Annotated in this window: 25 protein-coding genes, 2 tRNA genes and 1 other RNA gene; 22 read left to right on the top strand and 6 right to left on the bottom strand. The window is 70.2% G+C overall.

Annotation, left to right across the window (positions count from 1 at the left end; translation table 11 throughout):
• Positions 1–1,253: 1,253 nt before the first annotated feature.
• Entirely contained in the window at positions 1,254–1,715 is a 462-nt protein-coding gene (locus tag CLM62_RS06975; RefSeq protein WP_095748966.1) for a GntR family transcriptional regulator, read from the top strand.
• A 1-nt stretch (position 1,716) separates the two neighbouring features.
• Positions 1,717–2,283 carry an HD domain-containing protein gene (locus CLM62_RS06970; RefSeq protein ID WP_095748965.1) on the top strand — a complete coding sequence of 189 codons (567 nt, stop codon included), beginning with the start codon at positions 1,717–1,719 and terminating at the stop codon, positions 2,281–2,283.
• On the opposite strand, the gene CLM62_RS06965 is transcribed toward CLM62_RS06970, so the two are convergent.
• Both CLM62_RS06965 and CLM62_RS06960 read right to left on the bottom strand, forming a co-directional pair.
• Entirely contained in the window at positions 2,271–2,744 is a 474-nt protein-coding gene (locus CLM62_RS06965) for an NUDIX domain-containing protein (RefSeq protein ID WP_095748964.1), read from the bottom strand. The two genes, CLM62_RS06970 and CLM62_RS06965, sit on opposite strands and share 13 nt — an antisense overlap.
• A 2-nt stretch (positions 2,745–2,746) precedes the next feature.
• On the bottom strand, positions 2,747–3,505 hold the full coding sequence (locus CLM62_RS06960; RefSeq protein WP_095749040.1) for a helix-turn-helix domain-containing protein: 759 nt from the start codon (positions 3,503–3,505) through the stop codon (positions 2,747–2,749).
• Between the two features lie 489 nt (positions 3,506–3,994).
• Here CLM62_RS06960 and CLM62_RS06955 point away from each other — a divergent pair, with 489 nt between their 5' ends.
• The 14 genes from CLM62_RS06955 (at position 3,995) to CLM62_RS06890 (ending at position 15,208) form a co-directional block, all read left to right on the top strand.
• Positions 3,995–4,807, top strand: a complete 813-nt coding sequence (locus tag CLM62_RS06955; RefSeq protein ID WP_095748963.1) for a DUF4097 family beta strand repeat-containing protein — start codon at positions 3,995–3,997, stop codon at positions 4,805–4,807.
• A gap of 97 nt (positions 4,808–4,904) precedes the next feature.
• The gene (locus CLM62_RS06950) at positions 4,905–5,195 is read left to right on the top strand and encodes a hypothetical protein (protein WP_095749039.1); all 291 of its coding nucleotides are present in this window, start codon (positions 4,905–4,907) and stop codon (positions 5,193–5,195) included.
• Complete coding sequence (locus tag CLM62_RS06945; RefSeq protein WP_095748962.1) at positions 5,192–6,313, top strand: conjugal transfer protein; 1,122 nt, start codon at positions 5,192–5,194, stop codon at positions 6,311–6,313. The genes CLM62_RS06950 and CLM62_RS06945 overlap by 4 nt, the downstream gene beginning before the upstream one ends.
• On the top strand, positions 6,310–6,693 hold the full coding sequence (locus tag CLM62_RS06940) for an RRQRL motif-containing zinc-binding protein (RefSeq protein WP_095748961.1): 384 nt from the start codon (positions 6,310–6,312) through the stop codon (positions 6,691–6,693). Before CLM62_RS06945 ends, CLM62_RS06940 begins: the two co-directional genes overlap by 4 nt.
• 164 nt (positions 6,694–6,857) lie before the next feature.
• Entirely contained in the window at positions 6,858–9,086 is a 2,229-nt protein-coding gene (locus tag CLM62_RS06935) for a cell division protein FtsK (protein ID WP_095748960.1), read from the top strand.
• 147 nt (positions 9,087–9,233) lie between these two features.
• A complete protein-coding gene (locus tag CLM62_RS06930; protein WP_257003697.1) occupies positions 9,234–9,380 on the top strand; it encodes a hypothetical protein in 147 nt (48 codons plus the stop codon).
• A gap of 17 nt (positions 9,381–9,397) precedes the next feature.
• A complete protein-coding gene (locus tag CLM62_RS06925) occupies positions 9,398–9,592 on the top strand; it encodes a hypothetical protein (RefSeq protein WP_095748958.1) in 195 nt (64 codons plus the stop codon).
• Between the two features lie 16 nt (positions 9,593–9,608).
• A complete protein-coding gene (locus CLM62_RS06920) occupies positions 9,609–10,076 on the top strand; it encodes a hypothetical protein (RefSeq protein WP_095748957.1) in 468 nt (155 codons plus the stop codon).
• 14 nt (positions 10,077–10,090) lie between these two features.
• Complete coding sequence (locus CLM62_RS06915) at positions 10,091–10,384, top strand: hypothetical protein (protein WP_095748956.1); 294 nt, start codon at positions 10,091–10,093, stop codon at positions 10,382–10,384.
• Positions 10,385–10,474: 90 nt separating this feature from the next.
• A complete protein-coding gene (locus tag CLM62_RS06910; RefSeq protein ID WP_095748955.1) occupies positions 10,475–11,392 on the top strand; it encodes a bifunctional DNA primase/polymerase in 918 nt (305 codons plus the stop codon).
• On the top strand, positions 11,389–11,709 hold the full coding sequence (locus CLM62_RS06905; protein WP_257003696.1) for a hypothetical protein: 321 nt from the start codon (positions 11,389–11,391) through the stop codon (positions 11,707–11,709). The genes CLM62_RS06910 and CLM62_RS06905 overlap by 4 nt, the downstream gene beginning before the upstream one ends.
• Before the next feature lie 11 nt (positions 11,710–11,720).
• Positions 11,721–13,268 (top strand): YfjI family protein, encoded by a 1,548-nt coding sequence (locus CLM62_RS06900; RefSeq protein ID WP_095748954.1) that lies wholly within the window; start codon positions 11,721–11,723, stop codon positions 13,266–13,268.
• Between the two features lie 340 nt (positions 13,269–13,608).
• Positions 13,609–13,836 (top strand): helix-turn-helix domain-containing protein, encoded by a 228-nt coding sequence (locus tag CLM62_RS06895; RefSeq protein ID WP_095748953.1) that lies wholly within the window; start codon positions 13,609–13,611, stop codon positions 13,834–13,836.
• Between the two features lie 85 nt (positions 13,837–13,921).
• A complete protein-coding gene (locus CLM62_RS06890) occupies positions 13,922–15,208 on the top strand; it encodes a site-specific integrase (RefSeq protein ID WP_095748952.1) in 1,287 nt (428 codons plus the stop codon).
• Between the two features lie 65 nt (positions 15,209–15,273).
• On the opposite strand, the gene CLM62_RS06885 is transcribed toward CLM62_RS06890, so the two are convergent.
• Positions 15,274–15,358 (bottom strand) — tRNA-Ser (locus CLM62_RS06885).
• A 72-nt stretch (positions 15,359–15,430) separates the two neighbouring features.
• Here CLM62_RS06885 and ffs point away from each other — a divergent pair.
• The 6 genes from ffs to CLM62_RS06855 all read left to right on the top strand — a co-directional run bounded on the left by ffs (position 15,431) and on the right by CLM62_RS06855 (position 24,865).
• An RNA gene (gene ffs / locus CLM62_RS06880) (signal recognition particle sRNA small type) lies at positions 15,431–15,529 on the top strand.
• Positions 15,530–15,622: 93 nt separating this feature from the next.
• Positions 15,623–18,073, top strand: a complete 2,451-nt coding sequence (locus CLM62_RS06875) for a DNA polymerase III subunit gamma and tau (protein WP_095748951.1) — start codon at positions 15,623–15,625, stop codon at positions 18,071–18,073.
• Between the two features lie 295 nt (positions 18,074–18,368).
• Positions 18,369–19,619 (top strand): phosphoribosylamine--glycine ligase, encoded by a 1,251-nt coding sequence (gene purD / locus CLM62_RS06870; protein ID WP_095748950.1) that lies wholly within the window; start codon positions 18,369–18,371, stop codon positions 19,617–19,619.
• A 366-nt stretch (positions 19,620–19,985) separates the two neighbouring features.
• Entirely contained in the window at positions 19,986–22,112 is a 2,127-nt protein-coding gene (locus CLM62_RS06865; RefSeq protein WP_095748949.1) for a hypothetical protein, read from the top strand.
• Positions 22,113–22,321: 209 nt separating this feature from the next.
• The gene (locus CLM62_RS06860; RefSeq protein ID WP_095748948.1) at positions 22,322–23,824 is read left to right on the top strand and encodes a N,N-dimethylformamidase beta subunit family domain-containing protein; all 1,503 of its coding nucleotides are present in this window, start codon (positions 22,322–22,324) and stop codon (positions 23,822–23,824) included.
• A 138-nt stretch (positions 23,825–23,962) separates the two neighbouring features.
• Complete coding sequence (locus tag CLM62_RS06855) at positions 23,963–24,865, top strand: phosphoribosylaminoimidazolesuccinocarboxamide synthase (protein ID WP_095748947.1); 903 nt, start codon at positions 23,963–23,965, stop codon at positions 24,863–24,865.
• Positions 24,866–24,933: 68 nt separating this feature from the next.
• On the opposite strand, the gene CLM62_RS06850 is transcribed toward CLM62_RS06855, so the two are convergent.
• The 3 genes from CLM62_RS06850 to CLM62_RS06840 all read right to left on the bottom strand — a co-directional run bounded on the left by CLM62_RS06850 (position 24,934) and on the right by CLM62_RS06840 (position 26,912).
• Positions 24,934–25,006, bottom strand: a tRNA-Gly gene (locus CLM62_RS06850).
• 23 nt (positions 25,007–25,029) lie between these two features.
• On the bottom strand, positions 25,030–25,644 hold the full coding sequence (locus CLM62_RS06845; RefSeq protein WP_095748946.1) for a response regulator transcription factor: 615 nt from the start codon (positions 25,642–25,644) through the stop codon (positions 25,030–25,032).
• Positions 25,641–26,912, bottom strand: coding sequence for a sensor histidine kinase (locus tag CLM62_RS06840; protein ID WP_095749037.1), 1,272 nt, complete (start codon positions 26,910–26,912; stop codon positions 25,641–25,643). The genes CLM62_RS06845 and CLM62_RS06840 overlap by 4 nt, the downstream gene beginning before the upstream one ends.
• Positions 26,913–26,939: the final 27 nt, after the last annotated feature.

Here is a 26,939-nt window from a genome sequence, read left to right as displayed (position 1 = left end):
TCCGCCGACGAGGCGATTATCCCATCTGAGAGTATTCGAAGCGACCTCGCTTTTTTCCTTGAAGCGCTTGTCGCATCAATCGGGAGCACTCAAGAACGCCAGTCGGAGGCGCAGTCGCTGCTGGCAGAGATTGTCGCTCGTCGACTGACCCCATCCGAGCGAGGCGGCCGCGCGGCACCTTACGTTTGGACTTACGGGACTGCCGAGATATACGAGCTAACCCGCCGTGAAATTACTCGTCGAATTGCCCCGGCAGGTTCGCAGGGAGGTCAACCCGAAGTTGGCGCACCTCAGAATAGGGCCTTGGCTGCCATAAGTGAACTGGCGTCCTGGCTAGGTGTAACCCCCGCTAAAGCGGCTGACCTGGCTGGTGGCTATCGCCGCTCCTATTACAACTGGCTAAAGGGAGTCATCCCCTACGATGCCACAACGCTGAACCTATTTGAAGCACACTCATTCGTAGAGGCTCTGGTAGACGCTATCGAGCCTAGGGGCGCGAGGGAGTGGTTCCGTATGTCTTACGCTGATGGCACGAGACTAGACCTCTTGCGTACTAGCGAAGGTAGGGCTGTCCTTAGCAGCTTGGTTCGCTCAGTGGTCTTCACGGTACCCGACTCGGGGCCGGAGTGGCTTCCTGATGACGAGTTGACTCATACCCCGCCGCCTAGCACAGAAAAGGAAGCCCGTCGGCCTCGCCTAGTCCAGCGGCCGAAAAAGGGATTCAAGAAATAGACGGCAAGGTCAGTGCGCCCTCACCCTACTGGCTCCAAGCGGTGGCCTGAGCGGCGTGACAGCGGAAAACGAGACGGGCGCAACCAGCAAGTAAGGTTGCGCCCGTCTCGGTTGTTCAATTCAGGAGAGGAGGAACCCAGGCTTCTCTCTGCCTAGATCTTGCAGATCGTTCAGGTAGTCCTGTGCCGCCGGTTCCCTGCTGTGTGCTGTCTCGTGACGGCAGCGAATTCTCGGCTGGTCATGGTGAGGTAAGGGACTGACTGTCGGTCGCCTGCAGCGCTCGCTCGCCATCTGTCCGCGCGGCCGTCCGGGGGGCGTTCGTAGGGGTTCGCGGGGCAGATCAGGTGCGCGTACGGCTGTGAACGGTGGCGGCCGTCGCTGCGCTGGACAAAGACCAGGACAACGAGCGGTGCAGTGACGGGTCAGCGTGCTGGCGTGCGGACTCATACGCGCCTATCCGCTGCCGCGGCCGAACGTGCGACTCTTGAGGGCGACGACGGGTGAGCAGAGAGGGAGAACGGGTGTCGCAGCAGGCCAGTCCTCGGGGAACCTTCCTGAAGATCGCCGATGCCGTGAAGGCGCGAGTCGAGACGAACCCGGACATGACGGAGCTTCCGTCTGCTGCTGATCTCATGAGCGAATACAAGATCTCGCGCGGGGTCGCTCTCCGCGCGTTCGCAGCTCTCCACAAGGACGGTGTCGCGGAACCGGTGCCGGGTGGCCGGTGGCGTGTCGTACGGGCAGGCGAGCGGACTGACCGCCGACCGCTGGAAGAGCGCATCGCGGACGTCATCGTGGATGAGCGACTGGAAGTCGGGGCAGCGTTCCCCAGTGCGTCAGTTCTGGCCGAGCGGTTCGGGGTCTCGCGCCCGACCGTGACCAAGGCTCTCGACAAGTTGGAGGCCGCCGGCGTGCTCGCGAGTGGAGGACAGGGCAGGGTGCGGACGGTCCGTGCCGTGCCGATTCGAGAGGAGCGTTCCTAGCTTGTCGGAGCTGACAGAGTGGGCCTATCCCCTGGCTGAGTCCCTGCTTGCGGAGCCGCTACCGCGCCGCTGGAAGCACTCGCTCGGGGTCGCGGAGAGGGCGCGCACCATCGCGCCCATCCTCGGACAGGACGCGGAGCTACTGGAAGCCGCTGCCGTCCTGCACGACATCGGCTACTCGCCAGACCTCGCCAAGACCGGATTTCACCCGCTCGATGGCGCGCGCTACCTCCGCGACATCGCCCGCGCGGACGAACGGGTCGTGAACCTCGTTGCCCACCATTCCTGTGCATGGATGGAGGCTGAGGCCCGGGGACTCCGTGCAGAGCTGGAGGGCGAGTTCCCCCGCGAGAGCGCGCACCTGAATGACGCGCTCTGCTACTGCGACATGAACACAACGCCGGACGGCGTACCGACGAACCCTGTGGACCGGGTCAACGAGATCGCCGGCCGCTACGGGCCGGACAGTCTGATCGGTACGTTCATCCGCCGCGCTGAGCCGGAGATCTGCGCAAGCACGGCGCGCGTCCTCGAACGGGTCGCCGTCGCCAAGCGTCAGCCGATGTAGGGGGTTGCCCGCGTCCGGTCCATGGCGTGCTCGATACGCAGCCGCATCGTGGGGTGGACGTCGAGTTTCGGCAGGTCCGTCGGGTCCACCCAACGGACCTGCGTCGTCTCATTGCTCGTACGCAGCTCACCGCCGACCGGACGGGCACGGAAGCAGATGCTGAACTGTTGGCGGACCTCGCCGTCGTCGTACCGCATCACGTGTCCGGGGTCGGTGTAGATCCCGGACATGTCGATGACTTCGGCCTTGATGCCCGTCTCTTCCCAGACCTCGCGCACCACGGTGTCGCTGATGGACTCGCCTACGTCGTGCCCGCCGCCGGGCAGCGCCCAACGCCCGTTGTCAGACCGCTGAATCATGAGCACCTGCCCCGCATCGTTCTGAACGAACGCCACGACGGAGGGCACGACCGAGTTGGCCGGCGGTGCGTCAGGGTCGTGCAGGTAGTCAATGCGTCCCATGGTCAGGCTCCCGTGACGTCGCGGTCCGTAACCTGGCGAGCGCCTCCCCAGGTCTGTTCGATGCTATTCGCGTACGTGTCGAACAGTCCGCCGCCCGGCATGCGACGCAGGTGGAAGACGGGGGCCATGTAGGCACCGATGCCGTAGACGTGGGGGTTGACGAGCATCTCGTCATCGGACCGGTAGATGGAGTTGTAGAGCGTCGTGGCATGCAGCCGGACGCTGATCTCAGGGTGGCTCTTGAAGAGCGGCCGGTAGTTCACCAACGCGTTCCGAATCTTGCCGTCCATGATCCGGTGCCCCTCGTCTATGCCGCGCTGCCGAACGGCCTCGCAGTCCGGGTCCCCGAGCAGGATGCGCACTTGAGTGGTCCCCTCGACCTTCTTCTTCAGAAGGTCGATGAACAGGGGGTCCTCCGACAGGAAGAGCCCGGAGTAGACGAGAACGTCAAGGTTCCTCTCGGCTCGCGCGTACATCTCACGCCACAGGTTCGGCGGCACCGTGTGGCGGTGCGGGTAGACGGCCACAATCTCCGCCTTGGTCAGGTCTGTCGCGCTCTCCAGCGTGCGGCCGTCGTCCCACAGCGTGGTGACATCGACCTTGAGTGCTGCGGCGGTGGCGTACTGGTGTCGGCGATACGGCACCTTGCCTTGCGTGATCCAACGTTCGACCGTCTTCGGGTTGACCGCGATCTCGTCGGCCAGGTCCTGCACGCTCATGCCGCGTGCCAACAGGGCCGAACGCAAACGCTCGTTGGACATCTGCACCCCCCGGTGGGACATCTAGGGACCTCTTGACCGTAGTCAGAACTCCCTGGGCTGTCCATGTATGGGGTGACCAACTCCCCTGAACTGCGGCGATTCTGATGGTGCGCCAAGAAGTCCCGGCGCAAAGCCAAAGAGGTTCCGCCGCTGTACTTGACGGCCACCTATGCAGTACCTGTAAAACAGGTACTGCACCGCCCGGAGGAAAGCCCGCAGGGGTGAGTACGAAGGCAGCGTTCGTTCCTTGAGAACTCAACAGAGTGCTTTGAGATCGACGGGGCTTGCCCCCGTCCCCGTGACGGCCGGGTGACGACCGTCGGCCCCGGTAACCAGCCGTGAGGGCGCGGAATCGACTTCCGCCCGGGGTCACTTGGCCCGCCGCGACGTGTGGCGTTGGCCCTCACCTCCGGTCGTGGCGGCACTCCCGGACAGGACAGCCCGCCGCGCCGGATCTCCCAATCCCGACGCAGTCAGGAGAAGTAGTTCATGACCGAGCGCATCATCCCCGTGGACGTCATCGGCCCGATCGCCCTGGATCTGACGATGGACGCCGGCAGTATCCGCGTCGTCGTTGACCCGGCGCTGAAGCAGGCCCGCATGGTGCTGACGACGGAGGCCACTTCCGGCCCGTCGGCCGACGCGATCCGTGACACCACGGTCAGCCTGAACGGGCAGAACCTCAGGGTCCGCGTCTCCGATGTCGCCGGCGGCATGAGTGGCAGCACCACCATCCGCATGGGCGGCAGCACCATGACGTTCTCCGGCGGCAGTGGCGTGCAGATCATCAACGGCAATGTCCACGTCACCGGCCACGGTGGCGGCAAGGTGTTCGTCAACGGCCGCGAGGTCACCGCCACCGGCCCGGCCGGGGACGCGGTGACGCCGATCAGTGCCGTTATCCACCTGCCCGCGCGGTCGGTGGCCGCGATCAGCACGAAGAGCGCGAACACCGTCGTCACGGGCACGCTGGCCCGGCTGGAGTACGACGGAACCTCCGGGATGCTGACGGCTGAGCGCGTCGGTGACCTGGAAGCCACGGTCACCAGCGGCAGCGTCATCGTCGGCGAGGTGAGCGGCCCGCTGGACATCAACCTCACGTCCGGCAACGTCAACGTCGGCGCCTACAGCGGCCACGACGCCCGGCTGAACCTCACCTCCGGCAGTGTCCGCATGGCCGCGACCTCGCAGGCCACGGGCCGTCTGTCCGTGAACGCCACCTCCGGCAGCGTCCGCGTCACCGGCGCCGGTCACCTGAACGTCCGCCGCCGGGTGACCAGCGGCCACGTGCAGATCAGCTAGCCCTCTACCTCACCCCTCGCGGGGCGGTCGCACTCCCGGACAGGACGGCCGACCGCCCCGCGCCATCCCGACGTTCAAGGAGAGATCCGCCATGCGTATGCGCACCTTCGTCGCCGGCCAGGAAGCCCACGGCGACATCGAGTTCGCGGAACTGGCGCTCGGTATCGATGTCGACCTCTTCCGGGGCCCGCTGGAGTACGAGACGGACGACGACCGTGCCGCCCGCGAGGACGCGGCCCGTGACATCCTCGCCGACCTGCGGTCGGAGGCGGAGGCCGGTGACGAGATCGCCGGTTGGGACGCCCTGTACGCCGACGCGCTGACCCGTACGGTGCCGTTCCTGCGTGCCGCTCGCGGCTACCGGTCGGGGACGGGGGAAGCGGCATGAGCGAGACTCGCAAGCCTCTGACGAAGGTTCAGATCGGCGTACTCACGGCCGCGTTCGTGCCGATGCTCGCCACGGGCGTGATCGGCGGTATCGGCACCTACAGCAACATCGGGCACGCCTACGGCAAGGGCACCGCGCTGGGAGCCCTCGCCGCTGGCGAGGGCGCAACGGCCGTTCTCGCGCTCGTTCTGCTGGGTCTGACCATGTTGGGGCAGTCCTCGCCGCGGGTCGTACGGATCGGGCTGTGGGCACTGCCGGCCGCCGCCGCCGTCATGGGTGCCATGGCCGCGCCGGATGCTGGCCGCACCGTCATCTACGCCCTGACCCCGATGGGCATGTCCGTCTCGGCTGAGGGCATGGCGTTCCTCGCCCGGCGCATCGTCGTCCACACCGACGGCCGCGACGCGGAGAACGAGCGGCGCACCGCCGACATCGTGCAGGCCCTCGCCTATCACCGCGCCCGCGCCGCTCAGCACCCGGTCGACCGGGTGCGGAAGCGGTCTGAGCGGACGTCGTGGCGCCTGGCCCGCAAGGTCGGAATCGGGGACGCGGCGCTCGGATCGAGGCTGCTGGATGTCCAGCGCGACCGGATCACCGCCGGTGCGGATGCCGCGCTCGCGTCGATGTTCGGTGGCACGGCCCCCGCCCTCGCCCCGGCTCCCGACGCGGACGCAAATGCGGAGGAATCTACCGAGACCATGAGGAATCGGTCTATGGCTGACCTGCGGGAATCGACCCCGGCGCCGTCGGTGGTGCTGACCCGCTTGCCCGCACCCGATCCGGTGGCGGTCGACTTCATGAAGCCGAGTCTTCCCTTCAAGCCTGTCCCGGCGATCGCCTCGCCGGTCGACCCGGCCGGGCGGCGGGCGGTGGCGGTCGACTCCCCCCGATCCCGTCGGGCAACCGGTCGCGTTCCCGACGTGGCCCGGTCGCCCCGACCGAAGCGCACGGCAGATCAGTTGCTCGCTGAGGCCCGCACCGCGACCGCCGATTGGCCGGACAGTCGGATCACTGCGGAGGGTATCCGCCGCGAGATCCACACCTCGCCGGCGAACGCGCGGATGCTGCGGGACACGATCCTCGCTGAGCGCGCTGCCGACGGCGCTGAAGCCGCGTGAGCAGGCTGACCCTCGCCGACTGCTTCGACCCGGACGGCGAGCGCTTCGGCATCCCCACCTACCCGTGGCGCTACGCCCCCGACGACTTGGCCACCCGCCGCCAACTCCGCAAGCGGGGATTGCGGCCGGGTGGTCAGGACGTGGCGGCACAGATCCTGAGGCCGCGCCGTCGGCGCGAACCGCTGACCGCGTACCTGTACCGCGTCGACCTCGCCCGCCCCGTGCGGCCGATGACTCCGGCGAGGTGGGCGGCGCTCGCCAAGGCCAATGCCGCCCGCCGCCGCTGCCCCGAGTGCGGCCGGGACGCCGGATACGTCATCCCACCCACGCTCGGAACGTGCGTGACCTGCGCCTATCCCGAGAAGCAACGCGCCGCCTGAGCACAACAGCACGACGAATACAAGAAGTGAGGCTCTGGCCAGAGCTATCACGAAGTCGTGATAGTTACGGCCCTTCCGCGGCCTCACGATCGAACCCAGGCCCGGCCGCCCACCTTCCACAGCAAGTCGGCCGGACCCTTCGACTCCGAAGGAGTGCGTACATCGTGACGGAAACCACCGCCTTCCCGCCCACCGGGGGCCCGGAGGCCACCGAACAGCCGACGGCCGACATCGTGCCGTTCCCGCTGAAGAAGAAGACCGACCCCACCGACCCGGCTACGCCGGCCGGTGTGGTGAAGCCGGGGGAGTGGGAGGCCGAACTCCCCGACACCGACGACCCGGAGGCCGACGGGCTGAGCGAGGGGGCCCCGGTCGACCCGCCACGCGAGGTCTACCCGCCCTCGGTCGCGGAATGGATGGAGGCCAAGGACAAGGCCCGTCTGCCGGTGCTGCCGGACTGGGTGAAGCTCCCTGACCAGCGCAAGGCCGTCCGCAAGTGGGCCATTCGGCACTACTCGGCTGTGGTCGGCTACCACGCCGTGCGCCTGCCGCTGGTCTACACGCCGAAGATCTGCATGTACTCGCCGCGCGGCGCGTGGCGGTGGTCGACCGCGATCCGCCGGTGGGTGTTCGACGCGGAGGGCAAGACGCTGCGGCTCGCCTCCGTGGCCAACGAGGACGCGGCGGAGTACCTGAAGCTGTCGCGGCAGCGCAACGACCGCGTCCGGCTGCGGGGGATCGTGGCGACGGTCGCTGGTTTCGTCGGTCTGGCCGCCGCGCTGACCCTGTACGTCATGGCGCCGTCGTGGCTGCTCATGCTGGCCGTGGCAACGCTGACCACCACTCTCGGTGTGGTCGGGGCGCCGGCGGACCGGCCGCTCATCGACATGGCCAAGGTGACGTTCCGCAAGCGCAAGCTGTCCTCTGACATCGTCATCCGCGCACACGAGGCGTCTGGGCTGACCACCAAGGATCAGACGATCGCCTTCCCGCGCCCGATCGGCCGGGACGGCGACGGGTGGCGTGTGGTCGTGGATCTGCCGTACGGCAAGACGTTCGAGGACGCGATGAAGGCTCATGCCCGTCTCGCCTCCGGCATGGACATCGCCCCGACTCAGCTCTTCCTGGACAAGGACGAGACGAGCGGGCGGCGGGTGTCGTACTGGATCGCCGACCGTGACCCGCTCGCCGTCCCGTCGGGCAAGTCGCCGCTGCTGGGGGCGACGCGGGTGGACTTCTGGAAGCCGTTCCCGTGGGGCGTGGACGAACGCGGCAACCCGGTTATGGCCACCATGTTGTGGCTGTCGCTGCTGGTAGGCGCCGTGCCGCGTCAGGGCAAGACGTTCTCCGCTCGCACGATCGCCCTCGCCGCCGCGTTGGACCCGTACGTCAGGCTGTACGTGTTCGACGGCAAGGCGTCGCCGGACTGGCGCACGTTCGCCAAGGTCGCCCACCGCATCGGGTTCGGCATCGTGCCGAAGAACGGGTTCGACCCGGTGCAGCACCTGTTGACCTCGCTGCGGGAACTCAAGGCGGACGTCGAAGACCGGTACCACCGGCTGTCCGAACTGCCGCTGCACGTCTGCCCGGAGGGCAAGCTCACCCCGGAGATCAGCCGGGACAAGGAGCTGAACATGCCCCTGACCCTGTTCGTGGTGGACGAGGTGCAGGAGTACTTGACCCACCCCGAGCACGGCAAGGAAATCCTGTCCCTGATGGTCTACCTCGCCCGGGTCGCCCCGGCGGTCGGTGTCTCTGTGATGACCGCGACGCAGAAGCCGGACGACAAGGCGTGCCCCTCGGAGCTGCGTGACCAGCATCAGGCCCGGTTCGCCCTGCGGGTCGGCGCCTACCAGGTGTCGGACACCATCCTCGGTGCCGGGTCGTACTCGGAGGGGTTGGACGCGTCCAAGCTGCTGAAGTCCCACAAGGGTGTGGGTCTGCTCAAGGGCATGTCCGACGACTCCGGGATCGTGCGCACCTACCTCGCCGACGGCCGCGACGCCGACCGCATCCTGACCCGCGCCGCCGCGCTGCGGGAAGCAGAGGGCACGCTGTCCGGTGACGCGGTCGGCGAGGTCCCGGCGCCGGAGACGTCCGCGACGATCCTTGACGACGTCGCTGCCGTGCTCGGCAAGGGCGAGGCCAAGGTGTGGTCGGAAACGGTCGTGGACCGGCTTGCCGACCTGCGCCCGGAGGTCTACGGCCCGTGGGCCGAACTGGAGCCCAAGCCCAAGGCCGAAGCGCTCACCGCCGCGCTCAAGCCGTTCGGTATCGGCACGGTGCAGATCAGCCGGCGCATCGACGGCGAACAGGTCAACAAGCGCGGCATCAAGCGCGACGACATCGCCACCGTGATTACGGAGCGCAACAAGAAGCGGGACGCCGGATAGGTCCCCGCAGCCTGCTACCGGTAGCGGCAGACGTCGCTACCGGTAGCAACCCTGCTAGCGACCAAAACCGCCCCTGATCAGGTCGCTAGCACGTAGCGGCCGACCTGCGGGCTGAGCCCGTTCGGGGACTGCCGCAAGTGCGACGGCATGGGCCACGAACTCAAGACCGACCGCAAGGGCAAGCCCAAGCGCGGCAAGGACTGCCGCCGCTGCCACGCCACCGGCAAGCGCATACGCGTCGGCCGCTGGATCTACAACCGCGCCGCGCGCACTTACCGCGCCGGCACCCGCTGACCCCGCCCGGAGGCTCCGTGGACATCACCATCTCGCTCGTTCTGTTGCTCGCCGTCGGCGTCGCGCTGCTGCTGCGCTTCCGCGCGGTCGGCGCCGGTGCGGCCGTCGTCGTCGCGCTCTTCGGCTTCTACCTTGCCGGCACCGACGCGAGCGACACCGTCAACCAACTCGTCACCGCCGTCACCGGCGCCCTCGCCGACGTCGGCCGCTAGAAGGGAGACCAGCACCGTGACCGAACCCACCGCGTACGGCCGTCCGGCCGGATACGAGACGGCGGCCGTGGAAGTCCACACCCCCACCCCGATCGTCCCCGCCCACACCGCCCCGCTCGTGCCCGTGCAGCCGGGGACCATCCCGGCCGTGGCGAGCGTCGTCCTCCCGGACGGCCGCGTCGTCACCGGCTACGCCATTGAGCCCGCCAAGCCCGAACAGGTCGTCGCCAAGCCGGCCGTCTCCCGCGCGGCGGTGAACGTCGCCCTCGGGGGCGTCGGGTTCCTCGCCGTGTGCGGCGGACTGCTTCTGCTGACCACGTTCATCACCGCCCTCACGGCGCTGATCACTCAGCTCATCACGCTCGCTGCCGTCTGCTTCGGCGGATTCGTGGCCGTGCAGATCTTCAAGCCGCACGGTCACCAGGGCGGCAACGTCTTCAACATCCGCAAGGCCGTCTTCAAGCGCAACCACTTCAACGGCTGAGGAGATCAACGCCCGTGACCCGACTGCGCATTCAGGTCGCCCACTGGCCTCGCCGGTCCCTGATCCTGACCGACACCCCCCGCCCTGACTGCCGCGACTGCGACGGCGAGGGCGGGTTCGAGTACGACTACGGCGACTACGACACCGGCGAGTACGCCGGTACCGACTGGGAGCCCTGCGGCTGCTGGAACGAGACCCGCCGGTGGTTCCTACTTCCCCTACCGCGCCGCCCCCGGTGGCTGCGTCGCCGTGACAGCGGCCGTGACCCGTGGGGGCCCGGCGGCTACAGCAACGAACCGCCCTTCTAGCTCTGCCCGTGGGCGGCGGCACTCCCGGACAAGGACAGCCCGCCGCCCACGGTCTCCGATCCCGACGTAGCAGAACAGGAGACCTACAGCATGACACCTGACTGCAAGGTCCGGCGCCCCGTCGACGGGAGTCACCCGGACGGGACCCCACTGCGCACCGCGCTGCACCTCGCGGCGGCCGGTGTCCCGGTCCTGCCTCTGCGAGCGGGAAAGGTCCCGTTCGGCAACTGCCGCACGTGCAAGGGGAACGCGTGCGGAGGACGGCCCAACATGAAAGCCGCGGGCCCCTGCCGGTGCCCCGCGCCGTGCCACGCATGGGCCGCCGCGACCACCGACCCGCACGTTCTCACCTCGCCAGTGTGGGCGCCGGTGTGGCGTGAGGCGGTGGCGGTCGCCTACCACCCCGGCGGGGCGGGGCTCACCGTGGTCGACCTCGACAACGCGTCGGCCGTGGCGTGGGCCCGCGAGACCCTGCCCGCTACCCGCACCGTGCCGACGACGCGGGGCGAACACTGGCTCTACCGGGGCGCCATGCCGTCCTCGAACGCAGTCCGGCCGGGCATCGACATCAAGTCTCTGATGCAGTACGCCCGTTGGCTCGCACCCGGCACCGGCCGCATGGCCGTCCTCCCGGCCGCCGTGCGCGCCCTGGTGGTGAGGGAAGACACCACCCCCGCCGCCGAGGAGGTGGCCTCTTCCCTTCCGGCGCGCGCCACGTGGGACCGGTCGGTGGCCACCGGGTGCCGCCACACCGAGCGCTACGTCCGCACCGGCCTCGAACGCGGCCTCGCCCTCGTACGGGCCCGCACCGAATCCGGCGCCGGATCACAGGCGTTCGGCGTCGCCCGCTTCCTCGCCGCACAGCACACAGAGTGCCCGGGACCGTGCGGACTCGCGGCGATCGGCGAGGAGATCGTGACCGCCGCCGTCTCCGTGGGCGTCCCGGAGACCTACGCCCGCCGCGCGGTCGCCAACGGCCTTGAGACGGCTGTGGAGCGTGCGGCATGACCAAAGCATCCCGAACCCCCACGAACGGCCCTCAGGGCGCCGTACAGGGCCCGCCACGGCCGACCGTGGGCGAACCGAAGGTCGCCGCCCGTAAGGGCGTCCTTTCTGCCGTTGGTTCTGACCCGCAGACGGTCACCGTCACCGGCATCACCCCGGGGCTTCAGATCCAGTGCGAGGGCGTACCGGTCGCGGACTGGCTCTGTGCCTGCGGGCATCACGAACGCGCCCGGGGCCGTGCGGCCGTCATCAGGTTGACTGCCCGCGTCCGCGTCGGCGTCTGCCCGCACACCGCCGCCGAAGGGAGGGCGGCCTCATGACTCCACAGCCTGTGGACAGCCCCGACCTGTGGGACGGACTGCCCACCCTGGAAGAACCGCCCGGCGAGGACGACGCGGCACCGGACGTGTGGGAGGACCCCATTCCCCTCACCGGCCGCCGTGAGCGTCCGCCATTCCCCGCCCACGTCCTCCCTGCCTGGTTGGGGGAGTTCGTGGCGGCCGTCGCGGAAGAGACGCAGACCCCGGTGGACCTCGCCGGATCGATCGCCCTCGCCGTGCTCGCCACGGCGGCCGGCGGCCGGTCGGTGGTCCACGTACGCGGGAACTGGCGTGAGCCCACCAACCTCTACACCGTGGTGGCGCTCCCGCCCGCGAACCGCAAGTCCGCCGTCTTCGCGCTGCTGACCAATCCCCTGTATGAGGCGGAGAGGCAGCTCAAGACCGCGATGAAGCCCGTGATCGTGGAAGCGGAGTTGACGGCGAGGTTGGCCAAGGAAGCGGCGGACAAGGCCGCCGCCAAGGCCGCGTCCGCCGACGGCGACAAGCGCGATGAGATGGTGGCGACCGCTGTGGGCCTCGCGCAGACGGCCGACACGCTCACCGTCCCCGCCGAACCGGTCCTGTTGGCGGACGACTCGACACCCGAGACGGTCACCTCGCTCATGGCGGAACAGGGCGGCCGGCTGTCGGTGATGAGCGCCGAGGGCGGCATCTTCGACATCATCGCCGGTCGCTACTCCGGCGCCCCCAACATGGAAGTCTTCCTCAAGGGGCATGCCGGGGACCGGCTGAGGGTCAACCGGCAGACCCGCCGCGAGTACATCGACGCGCCCGCGCTGACCATCGGTCTGGCCGTTCAGCCGGACGTGTTGCGGGACATCGGGAAGGTGAAGGGGTTCGAGGGGCGCGGACTGCTGGCCCGGTTCCTGTACTCCCTGCCGGTGTCCACGGTCGGTGACCGCGAGATCATCACCGACCCGGTACCGGAAGAGACGGCCGCCGCCTACACCGCCCGGGTCATCGACCTCGCCCTGTCCCTGGCGGAGTGGACCGACCCGGCCGTCATCCAACTCACCCCGGAAGCGGACGCGGCCCTGATCGCCTATCAGAAGCGCATCGAACCGCAGCTCAAGGCGCGCGGCGGCAAGCTGGGCCACATCTCCAATTGGGCCGGAAAGCTCGCCGGGGCGACCGCCCGCATGGCCGCGCTGCTGCACCTCGCCGACCACGGCGGCAACGGCTACGCCCACCCCGTCACAGGGGACACCATGCGCGCGGCCATCGAGCTGGGGGAGTACTACACCGCCCATGCCCTCGCCGTGTTCGACGTCATGGGCGCCGACCCGGTCCTGTCCCGCGCCCGCAGCGTCCTGGAAGCGCTGAGGGACAACGGATGGGAGGACGTCAGCCGACGGGACGTCTTCAGCGTCCTGTCCCGCAGCGAGGTCCCCACTGTCGCCGACCTGGAACCGGCCCTCGCGTTGCTGGAAGACCACGGATACCTGCGGTCGTACCAGCCGGAGCGCACCGGCAAGCGTGGACGCCCCCCGGCACCCCGCCTAAAGGCCCACCCCTCCCTGCGCCACATCGGACGGTGAGCCCCGCCGCGCCCACAACCCCCTCGCACAAACCGCTAAATCGCAGAAAACCCCGGACAGCCCCGCTGACCTGCGAAGGGCCCCGACGCCGACCCCGAATGGGGGCCCGTCGCACAATCCCGCGATATTCCGCAATAAACCGAGAGCCGCCCAACCCATGGGGGACGGGCCGTCGGCCGCCCCTGATTTTTGCGGAATATCGCGGGTTTCTGCGGAGCGCCGCCCGCCACCACCCGCGCATCGCATCACCGCAGGTCAACAGCCTTCCCCTGGGTTTCTGCGGATATTGCGGTTTGTGCGGCGGCACTTGCCCCTGAACTCAGCCTCACAGGAGTGAGCCGTGGACGAACCCACCACCCTTCCCCTGACCCCGACCGAAGACCCGACCCTGGTTCTCCTCAAGGTCGAAGAGGCCGCCCGGCGACTGCGGATCGGCCGGACCACGTGCTACGCACTCATCCGCTCCGGAGAACTGGAGTCCGTACCCGTCGGCCGTCTCCGCCGCGTCCCCGCCGACGCCCCGGCCGCGTACGTCGCCCGTCTCCGCGCAGCCCAACGCGCCGCTTGACGACGCCCGGGGCGGCGGCACTCCCGGACAGGACAGCCCGCCGCCCCGGTCCCCATCCCGACACGAAAGGAACAGGAGCCTGCCTGTGGCAGAGAAGAAGAAGGGCACCCGCCGCGCCAACGGCGAATCGGCGATCTACTTCGGGGCGGACGGCCGTTGGCATGCCCGGGTGCCGATGGGCTACAAGGACAACGGAGAGCCGTACCGCCGACACTTGACGCGCAAGACGCGCGATGACTTGGTTGAAGAAGTCAAGAAGCTGGAGAAGCAGCGCGACGCGGGTTCGGCACAACAGCCGGGCAAGGCGTGGACGGTTGAGAAGTGGCTTCAGCACTGGGTTGAGAACATCGCCAAGCCGACCGTCAGCGAGAACACGTACGACGGCTACGAGGTCGCCGTTCGCGTGCACCTCGTTCCTGGTGTCGGCAAGCACCGCCTTGACCGCTTGCAGCCCGAACACCTGGAAAGCCTGTACCGCCGCATGCAGGCGAACGGCGAACGCAAGGCCGGTACGGCTCACCAGGCGCACCGCACCGCGCGAACCGCGCTGGGAGAGGCGGTACGGCGCGGCTACGCCGCGAAGAACGCCGCCGCGTTGGCGAAGCCGCCACGGATGGAAGAGGACGAATCCGAGGTTGAGCCCTACTCCGTGGAAGAGGTTCAGTGCCTGTTGCTGGAAGCCAACAAGCGGCGGAACAGCGCGCGCTGGATGCTGGCGCTGGCGCTCGGACTACGGCAGGGCGAGACGCTCGGACTGCGCTGGTCTGACGTCGACCTCGTCAACGAGTACTTGAAGCTGCGGCGGAACCGTCTGCGTCCCAGGTACAAGCACGGGTGCCCGGAAGCCTCGCCGTGCGGCCGGGCGAAAGCGGGATACTGCCCGGACAAGGTGCAGATCCGGCGCGAGACCAAGAACACCAAATCCCGGGCCGGCCGCCGTGCCGTGCCCCTCCCCGGTCCGCTGGTGGCCATGCTCCGGGTCCATGCCGAGACTCAAGAACGGGAGCGCAAGGCGGCCGGCGACCTGTGGGTCGAGTCGGACTACGTGTTCACCAAGCCGCTGGGTGGCCCGCTGAGCCCGAACACGGACTATCACGACTGGAAGCGGCTACTGGAAGACGCAGGGGTTCGGGATGGCCGGCTGCACGACGCCCGGCACACGGCCGCCACCGTGCTCATGCTGCTCGGAGTCCCGGACCGCGTCATCGATCAGATCATGGGGTGGGAACCGGGCACCTCCGCGAGCATGCGCGCGCGGTACCTCCATGTGCCGGACGCCATGCTTAAGGACGTGGCCCGGAAGATCGCCGATGCCATCTGGGGACCCCCGGAAACGCCCCCTGTGGACAAAAACCAGGACAACGACGGCTGAGGACAACAACGAGGGGCCCCACCGATGATCGGTGGGGCCCCTCGTTTCGCCTGTTCAGGCGGCTGCGGAGGATACGAGATTCGAACTCGTGAGGGGTTGCCCCCAACACGCTTTCCAAGCGTGCGCCCTAGGCCTCTAGGCGAATCCTCCGCCGGAAACATTACATGACCGAGAGGAGTGCTCGCGAACTCGTTCCCTGCCGCTGACATCGGGTACTCTCTGTGGAGCCCCTCACGCGGCGCTATCTGACTGAACTCCCCCAGGGCCGGAAGGCAGCAAGGGTAGGTTGGCTCTGGCGGGTGCGTGGGGGGCGCTTGCGTTGCCGGGGCGTTCCCCGTCTGTTCCCCGCGGATGTTCCCGGCGGAGCTCCCGTGGGCGGGCCCGATGTCAGTGGGCGCCTATAACCTCGTATGCGTGTCATCTCTCGCGCTGTACCGCCGCTATCGCCCGGAGACCTTCGCCGAGGTCATCGGGCAGGAGCATGTGACCGACCCGCTGCAGCAGGCGCTGCGGAACAACCGGGTCAATCACGCGTACCTGTTCAGTGGTCCGCGCGGCTGCGGGAAGACGACCAGTGCGCGGATCCTGGCGCGGTGTCTGAACTGCGAGCAGGGGCCGACGCCGACGCCGTGCGGTGAGTGCCAGTCGTGCCGTGATCTGGCGCGGAACGGGCCGGGATCCATCGACGTCATCGAGATCGACGCCGCCTCCCACGGTGGTGTGGACGATGCCCGCGATCTCAGGGAGAAGGCCTTCTTCGGGCCCGCCGGCAGCCGGTACAAGATCTACATCATCGACGAGGCCCACATGGTCACGTCGGCCGGCTTCAACGCCCTGCTCAAGGTCGTCGAGGAGCCGCCCGAGCACCTCAAGTTCATCTTCGCCACCACCGAGCCCGAGAAGGTCATCGGGACCATTCGGTCGCGGACGCATCACTATCCGTTCCGGCTCGTGCCTCCGGGGACGCTTCGTGAGTACCTCGCCGAGGTGTGCGGGCGGGAGAACATCCCCGTCGAGGACGGGGTTCTGCCGCTCGTCGTGCGCGCCGGGGGCGGCTCCGTGCGTGACTCGATGTCCGTCATGGACCAGTTGCTCGCCGGGGCCGGTGCCGACGGTGTGACGTATGCGATGGCCACCTCGCTGCTCGGGTACACCGACGGATCGCTCCTCGACTCCGTGGTCGAGGCCTTCGCCACCGGTGACGGCGCCGCCGCCTTCGAGGTCGTGGACCGCGTCATCGAGGGTGGCAACGATCCGCGACGGTTCGTCGCCGATCTGCTGGAGCGGCTGCGGGACCTGGTGATCCTCGCCGCCGTGCCGGACGCGGCGGAGAAGGGGCTCATCGACGCCCCCGCCGACGTCATCGAGCGGATGCAGGCCCAGGCGGGCACCTTCGGCGCCGCCGAGCTGAGCCGCGCCGCCGACCTTGTCAACGAGGGACTGACGGAGATGCGGGGCGCCAACTCGCCGCGCCTTCAGCTGGAACTCATCTGCGCGCGCGTGATGCTGCCGGCGGCCTATGGAGACGAGCGTTCCGTGATGGCCCGGCTGGACCGGCTGGAGCGTGGCGTGAACTTCTCCGCGGGGGCCGGCTTGCCCGCGGTGGGGTACGTGCCGGGGCTCGACGCGCATGGGGGAGCGGCCGCGGCCGCCGCGCCGGTTCCGCCCGGTGGCGGTGCCGCTGCGGCTCGGGCGGCGGTACGGGGTTCCGGGGCGCCGGGCGCCGGAAGCGTCTCAGGGGCGGGGGCGGCGGCGGGTGCTGCCGCGCCGCCCTCGGGGCAGGGAGCCCCGGCGGTTGCCGGGGCCGGGGCGTCTGGGGGTCCTGGTGGTGGGCCTTCGGGTACCGATCGCCCTCAGCAGGTCCAGCAGTCCCAGCAACCTCAACAGCCGCAATCATCTCAGCAGCCCCAAGCCCAACCACAGCCTCAGCACTCGCCCGCCCCTACCCCCGCATCCCCGGCCCCCGGTGCCTGGCCCACCGCCACACCCGCAGGTGGCGGCGGTCGGCGACCCGGTGGCTGGCCCACCGCGGCTCCCGCCGGCAGCGGACAAACGGCGTCCACCTCTAACGCGCCCGCCCCCACATCGCCCACAGCATCCACTCCAGCCCCGTCAGCCCCATCGGCCTCCACCCCCACCCCGCCTCCCACCGCTCCGGTAGGCGCCCCGACCGGCGGCCTCGACCCCCGCATGCTCTGGCCGAACATCCTGGAGGCAGTCAAGAATCGCCGCCGGTTCACCTGGATCCTGCTCAGCCAGAACGCGCAGGTGGCCGGCTTCGACGGCACGACCCTCCAGCTCGGCTTCGTCAACGCCGGAGCGCGTGACAACTTCGCGAGCAGCGGCAGCGAGGACGTGCTGCGGCAGGCGCTGGCCGAGCAGTTCAACGTGCAGTGGAAGATCGAGGCGATCGTCGACCCGTCGGGCGGCTCGGCACCCCCCGCGACCGGCGGCTCCCTCGGTTCCAACGGCGGCTACGGCGGTGGCGGCGGCGCAGGTCAGGGCGCGGGCGGCGGCTACTCAGGTGGTGGCTCCGGTGCCGGTTACGGCGGTGGAGCCGGTGGCGGTTACGGCGGTGGCGGCGGTGGTACGACGCCCCAGCGCCCGGCGTCTCCCCAGCCCACCCCCGCCGCGTCCACGCCATCCACGTCCTCCACGTCCTCCACGTCAGCACCGGCCCCCGCCCCCGCTCGGGCCACCTCCACCCCCCAGCCGTCCTCCACCCCGGAACCACACCCGGTCGCCCCCGAGGACGACATCCCGGAGGACGACGATCCCGACCTCGACGAGTCGGCCCTCTCCGGCCATGAGCTCATCGTGCGGGAGCTGGGAGCGACGGTGGTGGAGGAGTTCTCGAACGAGTAGTCGCGGGGCCGGCCCTTAGGGGTCCTTGCACTATGCCCGCCCGGGTCGCGCGGCCTGGCACCGCACCTCGCCGCGTTGCCGAAACGCCCACGTGGCTCCTCCCCCACGCTCGAACAACCTCGCGCGGGGGGACCCCCATCGAGGGCGCTCCGGCGCCTTGCGATGCACGGCACCAGACCACGCGACCTGATCGGGCGCTCATAGTGCAATGACCCCTAACCCCTTGGAGGAACCTACAGAGCCCAGCCGCCCACCCCTTCGGAACCCCGCACAAAAACCCGGTTAGGCTGACCCCGTGAAGGTCCTCGTCATCGGCAGCGGCGCCCGCGAACACGCCCTGTGCCACTCCATGTCCCTCGACCCCGACGTCACCGCGCTGCACTGCGCACCCGGCAACGCCGGCATCGCCGAGGTCGCCGAGCTGCACGCGGTCGACGCCCTCGACGGCTCGGCCGTGTCCGCGCTGGCCGCCGAACTCGGCGTCGACCTGGTGGTCGTAGGCCCGGAGGCCCCGCTCGTCGCAGGGGTCGCCGACGCCGTACGAGAGGCCGGCATCCCGGTCTTCGGCCCCTCCCAGGAGGCCGCGCGGCTGGAGGGCTCGAAGGCCTTCGCCAAGGACGTCATGGCGGCGGCCGAGGTGCCCACCGCGCGGTCGTACGTCTGCACGACGCCGGAAGAGGCCGTCGAGGCCCTCGGCGCCTTCGGCCCTCCGTACGTCGTCAAGGACGACGGGCTCGCCGCCGGAAAGGGTGTCGTCGTCACCGCCGACCTGGAGGCCGCCAAGGCGCACGCGGCCGCCTGTGAGCGCGTGGTCATCGAGGAGTTCCTCGACGGCCCCGAGGTCTCCCTCTTCGCCATCACCGACGGCGAGACCGTCGTGCCCCTCCAGCCTGCCCAGGACTTCAAGCGGGCGCTGGACGGCGACGAGGGCCCGAACACCGGCGGCATGGGCGCGTACTCCCCGCTGCCCTGGGCCGACCCGAAGCTGGTGGACGAGGTCATGGAGACCGTCCTGCAGCCGACCGTCGACGAGATGCGCCGCCGCGGCACCCCCTTCTCCGGCCTGCTCTACGCCGGTCTCGCGATCACCTCCCGCGGCGTACGGGTCATCGAGTTCAACGCCCGCTTCGGCGACCCCGAGACCCAGGTCGTGCTCGCCCGGTTGAAGACCCCGCTGGCCGGTGTTCTGCTGGCCGCCGCCACCAGCAACCTCGCCGACCTCGAGCCCCTGCGCTGGAGCGACGAGGCGGCGGTCACCGTGGTCGTCGCCTCGCACAACTACCCCGGCACCCCGCGCACCGGCGACCCGATCACGGGCCTCGACGAGGTGGCCACCCAGGACACCCCGCACGCGTACGTCCTGCACGCCGGCACCAAGCGCGAGGGCGACGCCGTCGTCAGCGCGGGTGGCCGCGTCCTGTCCGTCACGGCGACCGGCAAGGACCTCGCCGAGGCCCGCGACCGCGCGTACCGGGCCGTCGGCCGCATCCGCCTCGACGGTTCCCAGCACCGTACGGATATCGCGGCGCAGGCGGCGCAGGCGTAGTTCCGGTCGCCATCCGTTCGCCGTCCCGTTCGGCTGAGGATCCTGGTGGACGACGGGAGGAAACTCCCGGCGTCGATAAACCCCGCAGGCCCCGTTTCCGTCTCAGGATTCGGGGCCTGATCCTTGCTTACGTCATCCACCTTTCCCCAAAGCCATTCCATCGAGTGACCGCTGCCCTATCCGGCTGACGGGGCCCCGGGCCCCAACTAGGGTGCGGCGCAAGCGGTCCGGTACGCGGTCCGGCACTTGGCCCACCGACATTGCGATGTCAGTGGTCGGTGCCACAGTGGGGGAGTGAGCAACGCCAGCAGAGCCGACCGGGGAAGCCGGACGGACAGGACGGCAGGGAGGGGGTGAGGTCGGACCATGAGCGGTATGGGTGTGGAGGCGGGCGCACAGGCCGCGCGCCACCGTGCACTCGCCGTGCTGCGTACCCGCAGCCGGGCCCTGGCCGTCGCGCTGCTGCCCGCTGCCGCCGCCGTCGTGCTGCTCGCCGGCGGCTCCACCGGCCACCTCCCGGGCCCGGGCTGGGACACCGCCCGCTGGACCATGAGCGTGCTCGCCCTTCTCGCCCTGCTCGCGGCCGGCGGCATCGCCCTGGTCGTGGCCCGCGCCCGCCCCGCCGTCAGCCCGACGGTCCCGATCAGCGAGGAGTCGGCCCCCGACCTGTACCGGATGGTCCGCGACCTCGCCGACCGCCTCGACGTCCCCGCCCCTTCCGCCATAGCGCTCACTCCGGACTGCGACAGCTGGCTGGAGGACCGCACCCACCCGGCCCACGGCCCGCCCCCACGCGAGGACGACGATGAGATAGCGGGCGTCCGCGGCCCCCACAGGCGTACGGCGGCCGCGCCCGTCCTCGTCATCGGCTCCCCGTTCCTGTGGTGGATGCGCGTCGGCGAACTGCGCGCGGTCCTCGCCCCGGTCATCGCCGGTACGGGACCTTCGGCGCACCCCGACATAGCGGCGGCCCGCCGTTTCGTACGGGGCCTGGACGCGGCGGTGGCCGTGACCTCGGCCCCCGGCCGCAACCCCGCGACCCGTGCTGTGCTCGCGGGCGTCGGCTGGGTCGCCCGCCTGCTGCTGCGCAGCTGCCGCGGCCATGCCGCCGAGATGGAGCGAGGGGTCGCCGCCGCAGCCGCCGAGCGTGCACAGGCTGTGGATTACGGGCTCAGGATCGTCGCCCAGGAACAGGTGGGTCTCGCGTACGCCGGCTGGGACCGGCTGCTGACCCGTGTCGCGCTGCCCGCCTGGCGCATGGGCCGCTGGCCCTCCCGGCTGGACGCCGGCGTCGTCGCGGCCCTGACCGAGCTGTCCCGCCGCGACCGGCTCGCGGAGGGCTTCGCCTCCCGCCTCGGCGAGCGTCCCGCCTGCGACCTGCTCGAAGAGCCCGGCACGGTGGACGAGGCGGCCTCGCTGCTCGCCGCCCGGCTGTTCCACGGCGGCCCGGCCGAGCCCGGCCCGGACTGGTCCCCGGTGGACTGGCAGGAGTACCCGGACGAGGTCGTCGACCGCAAATGGCGCACCGACGCGGCCCGCCTCCACCGCGTCCTGGACGCCCTGGGCGTACGCCGCGCCCCGGACCCCACATCACCGGACCCCGACGGCCCGACCCTGGCCCGAGTCATGGACCACCTGACCAACCCGACGCCCCCGCCCCGCAGGGACACCGCGTCGGACCCGGCCACGGGCAACTCCCTGCCGCACGAGACCGACGGACGCGATGAGGGCCCGTCCGGCGTGTGCGTCGACGGTCACGGCGATGAGGCCCTGTCCGGTGAACGCCCCGAGGTCCACAGCGACGACCTTCCCTCCGGCGTGTGCGTCGAGGGTCACGGCGATGAGGCCCTGTCCGGTGAACGCCCCGATGACCACACAGACGCCCCCCAAACCCCCGAACGCCTCGGCCACACCGGCGACCACGCCCATCACCACGCCGACGCCAGCCCCGACCCCCACGCAGACCGCCGCCCCGCCCTCCACGCAGACCACCGCCCCGACACCGGCCCCGACCCCCGCCCCGATCCCCCCACCGACAAAGCCCCCCACCCCCCGACCGACGACCCCCCCGCCCCCAACGAACGCACCGCCACCCTGGCCGCCCGCCTCACCGCCGAACTCGCCCGCGAGGAGGCCACGGCACCCGGGAACACACCCCCGGCCGGCTCGCCCGCCCCCGGCCAGGGCAGCCCCGACACCGCCCTCTGGGACGACGGCACGCTCCCCCTCTTCCCCCTGCAACCTCCTCGTACCGGCCGCGAACTGCTCGCCGACCATGTCACCGCGATGGTGTGCTGCGCGGCGATGGACACCGCCGGTGCGACCCCGGGCCTGGACTGGCTCGACGGCCCGTCCCTCATGGTCAACGGCGAACGGGCGGCCGACCTGACCCCCCGCGTCCTCAGCCTGGTCGAGGACGGCGACCCCGCCCCCTTGCGGACCTGGCTGATCGAGTCGGGCATACGCCCCGAGAAGCCGGTACGCCTCGTCTGACGCCCAGCCCAGCGCCGCGCAGGCCCAGAACGGAGCACCGACTTCCACTTCCGGCAAATTCGCAACGAATAGTGACAGCCTGCGTGCGTAATGTGATGTGCTGGGACCGAACACACACATGGCAAGGGCTTGCGACATACGACAGTCACACGGCCCGCACAACACACGCCAGACACGCACATCACACGGGGGCAGGGAGGGGAGCGACCATGGGGTCGGAGCAGATCCGCCGCTGGGAGTCGGGGGCACTCGCACACGCCGTGACGGACCCCTTCGGCCAGGGCCCCGTCCCCTGGCTCCGCGGCAACCCGACGCACTTCGACGACACCGGCCAGATCGTCCCCTGGTACGTCGACTGGTACGTCGACCCGGCACAGCGGCCCACGGTGAGGAACCCTCGCGTCCCCGCCCCCCGCTCCGGCGAAGGCCCCCGCTCCGCCGACGACGTCCACCGTCAGATCAAGGGCTTCACCTCCACCGGCGCGGTCGCCCCCGGCGAGGCCGTCGACTTCCACATCACCGTGGACCCGCCCCAGGAATTCGGCGTCGACGTCTACCGCATCGGCCATTACAGCGGTGACGGCGCCGCCAAGATCACCTCCAGCCCTCGCCTGTCCGGCATCGTGCAACCCCCGCCGCTCACCGCCGACCGCACGGTCTCCTGCCACCACTGGTGGCTGTCCTGGCGCCTGCAGATCCCGAGCTACTGGAGCATCGGGGCGTACGTCGCCGTCCTCACCACCGCAGACGGCTACCGCTCCCACATCCCCTTCACCGTCCGCGACGACCACCCCGCGGACCTGCTCCTCCTCCTGCCCGACATCACCTGGCAGGCCTACAACCTCTACCCCGAGGACGGCCGCACCGGCGCCAGCTTCTACCACGCCTGGGACGCCGACGGCCGCCTGCTCGGCGAGTCCGACGCCGCGACGACGGTCTCCTTCGACCGCCCGTACGCGGGCGCCGGCCTCCCCCTGCACGTCGGCCACGCGTACGACTTCATCCGCTGGGCCGAGCGCTACGGCTACGACCTCGCCTACGCCGACGCTCGCGACCTGCACGCCGGTCACATCGACCCCACCCGCTACCGCGGCCTGGTCTTCCCCGGCCACGACGAGTACTGGTCGACGAACATGCGCCACACCGTGGAACGCGCCCGCGACCACGGCACGTCCCTGGTCTTCCTCGCCGCCAACACTCTGTACTGGCAGGTGGAGCTGGGCCCGTCCCCCTCCGGCGTCCCCGACCGCCTGCTCACCTGCCGCAAACGCAGGGGCCCGGGCAAACCCGTGCTCTGGCGTGAGATCGACCGCCCCGAGCAGCAACTGATCGGCATCCAGTACGCGGGCCACGTCCCCGAACCCCACCCCTTAGTCGTCCGCAACGCCGACCACTGGCTCTGGGAGGCGACCGGCGCGCACGAGGGCGACGAGATCGCCGGCCTGGTCGCGGGCGAGGCAGACCGCTACTTCCCGCGCGCCCCGCTCCCCGAGCACGAGAACCGCATCCTGCTCGCGCACTCCCCCTACACCGACCGCGAGGGAGCCGTCCGCCACCAGGAGACCTCGCTCTACCGCGCCCCCTCAGGCGCCCTGGTCTTCGCGTCCGGAACGTTCGCGTGGTCCCCCGCACTGGACCGCCCGGGCCACGTGGACCCCCGCATCCAGCGCGCCACCGCGAACCTCCTGGACCGCATCTGCAAACGTGACTGAGTCCAGCTCCACACACCCCGGACCAAGCTGATCCCCGTCATACGGGAGAATCGATTCCACTTGGGCCCACCCGTCGCCCACCACCACCCTATTCGGGCCCTACGGGCGCCCCTTTTTCTTCAACCACGGGGAGGAACCGTGTCCGGATTCGTAGAAAAGCCCGAGCCGATCCAGGTTCCGGGCCTGGTGCACCTCCACACCGGCAAGGTGCGCGAGCTGTACCAGAACGAGGCGGGCGACCTCGTGATGGTCGCCAGCGACCGCATCTCCGCCTTCGACTGGGTGCTGCCGACCGAGATCCCCGACAAGGGCCGCATCCTCACCCAGCTCTCCCTGTGGTGGTTCGACCAGCTCGCCGACCTGGTGCCCAACCACGTCCTGGGCACCGAGCTGCCCGCCGGCGCACCCGCCGACTGGGCAGGCCGCGCCCTGGTCTGCAAGTCGCTCCAGATGGTCCCGGTCGAGTGCGTGGCCCGCGGCTACCTCACCGGCTCGGGCCTGGTCGAGTACAAAGAGACCCGTACCGTCTGCGGCCTCGCCCTCCCCGAAGGCCTCGTCGACGGCTCGGAACTCCCCGCCCCGATCTTCACCCCGGCCACCAAGGCCGAGGTCGGCGAGCACGACGAGAACGTCTCCTACGAGGAGGTCGCCCGCCAGGTCGGCGCCGACACCGCCGCCCAGTTGCGCCAGGCGACCCTCGCGGTCTACTCCCGCGGCCGGGACATCGCCCGCGACCGGGGAATCATCCTCGCGGACACGAAGTTCGAGTTCGGTCTGGAGAACAACGACACCCTCGTCATCGCCGACGAGGTCCTCACCCCTGACTCCTCCCGCTTCTGGCCGGCCGACCAGTGGCAGCCGGGCCGCGCGCAGCCGTCGTACGACAAGCAGTTCGTCCGCGACTGGCTGACCTCGCCGGAGTCCGGCTGGGACCGGGCGAGCGAGCAGCCCCCGCCGCCGCTGCCGGAGCGGGTGGTGGAGGCGACCCGCGCGAAGTACGTGGAGGCGTACGAACGCCTCACCGGCACCACCTGGAGTTAGCGGCCGCCAGCGGCACGAAAAGGCCCCGGTCCACTGGACCGGGGCCTTCGAAGAAGCGATAAAAACCGAGCGGACGACGAGGCTCGAACTCGCGACCTCAACCTTGGCAAGGTTGCGCTCTACCAACTGAGCTACGTCCGCGTTGCACCGTGGCGCGAGAGCAACTATACCCAACCTCGCTCGCGCGCGAGCCGTACGGCCGAGTGCCGGTTCTCCGCCCCCAGCTTGGTCACGGCCGACGACAGATAGTTCCGTACGGTCCCCTGCGACAGCGCGGCCCGCTCGGCGATCTCCGCGACGGGCGCCCCGTCGGCGGCGAGCTCCAGCACCTCCGCCTCCCGCGCGGTCAGCGGCGAGTCCCCGGCGGAGATGGCGTCGGCGGCCAACTCGGGGTCGATGTAACGGTTTCCGGCATGCACCGTGCGGATGATCTCCGCGAGCCGCTGGGCGCTGACCGTCTTGGGGACGAATCCGCGCACACCCGCCTCCAGGGCCCGCTTCAGATGCCCGGGCCGCCCATGACCGGTCACGATCAGCACCTGGCAGCCCGGCAGCTCGGCGCGCAGGGATGTGGCGACCTTCACACCGTCCGCGCCGGGCATCTGGAGATCGAGTACGGCGACATCGGGGACGTGGGCACGGGCCATCGCCAGCGCCTCGGGTCCCGTCGCCGCCTCGGCGACGATCACCAGGTCGTCCTCCAGGGAGAGCAGCGCGGCCAGCGCACCCCGGATCAGATGCTCGTCGTCGGCGAGCAGCAGCCGTACCGGAGAGGTCATGCCATGACCTCGCGCATCTCGGCCGGGCTCAACGGCACCTCCGCGACCAGCCGGAACAGCCCTCCGCCGACCGGCCCCGCCTCCAGCGTCCCGTCCACGGCGGCGAGCCGCTCCCGCAGCCCGGCCAGCCCCGAACCGTCCGTACCGGAGTTCGTACCGGAACCCGCACCAGAGCCCGCACCGGAGCCCGCACCGGACGAGATACCGACCCCGTCGTTCTCCACCGTCAGCACCACGCGCCCCTCCATCACCCGCAGGCTCACCGCACACCGACCGGCATCCCCGTGGCGCAGCACATTGGTCGTCGCCTCCCGCACCACCCAGCCGAGCGCCGACTGCACCTCGCCCGGCAGCCCGGCCGGCTCGCCGGTCAGCTCGCACCGGATGCCCGCGGCCGTCAACACCCCCTGGGCGCCGACGAGTTCGACCTCCAGGTCGACCTCCCGATAACCCCGTACGACATCCCGGACCTCGCGCTGCGACTCATGCGCGATCCGCTGCACCTCGATCATCTGCTCCACGGCCTCGGCCCGGCCGCGTCGCGCCAACTGCACGGCCAGCTCGCTCTTCAAGGCGATCACGGCGAGGTTGCGCCCCATCACGTCGTGCAGGTCCCGCCCGAACCGCAGCCGTTCCTCGGCGACGGCGAGCCGGGCGCGGGTCTCGCGGGCCGCGTCGAGTTCGTAGACGGCGTTGAGGAGCCAGACCGAGAAGGCGGCCGTGAAGGCGAGGACGCCGGCGCCGCACAGCACCGCCCACGCCGTGAGCAGCGCCTCCGGAGCGGGGACGCCCAGCGGTAGCGCCACGGATCCGGCGCCCGCCGCGAAGCCGCCGACGATCGCGTACACACGCCGCCGGTTGCGGACGCCGAGCGCGAGGGTCCCGGCGCCGAAGATCAGCACGACTCCGAAGGTTCCGCCCGCCAGGCTGTCGACGCCCTCGCCGTCCGGACCGTGCTCCGCGATCCCGAGGGCCGCGACGGCGATCGCGGCGGTGAGGACACCGAGCGTCCACAGCAACCGGACGGGTTGTGCACGGCGACCGCGCGTCCAGTCCAGCGCCCGCGACGCGGTCACCGCGCAGGCCGCGGAGTGTGTGCCCGCCATCAGCAACAGCCAGCTCGCCAGCCACGGTTCGACCCGGCCGAAGCCCTGGAGCCCGATCGTCGCGACCTCGATCACCGCGAAGAAGTGGAACGACGACCGCGTGTACGTCTCCACCTTCGCCGGCGTGCTCTTCCCCCGCCACCACTTGCCCGGCCCGCGCATCTCCCCGCTCTCCCCCAGTACGACCTG

The organism is Streptomyces sp. SA15, from assembly GCF_002291145.1.
GTDB lineage: Bacteria > Actinomycetota > Actinomycetes > Streptomycetales > Streptomycetaceae > Streptomyces.
This window is presented reverse-complemented; position numbering and strand designations above follow the sequence as displayed.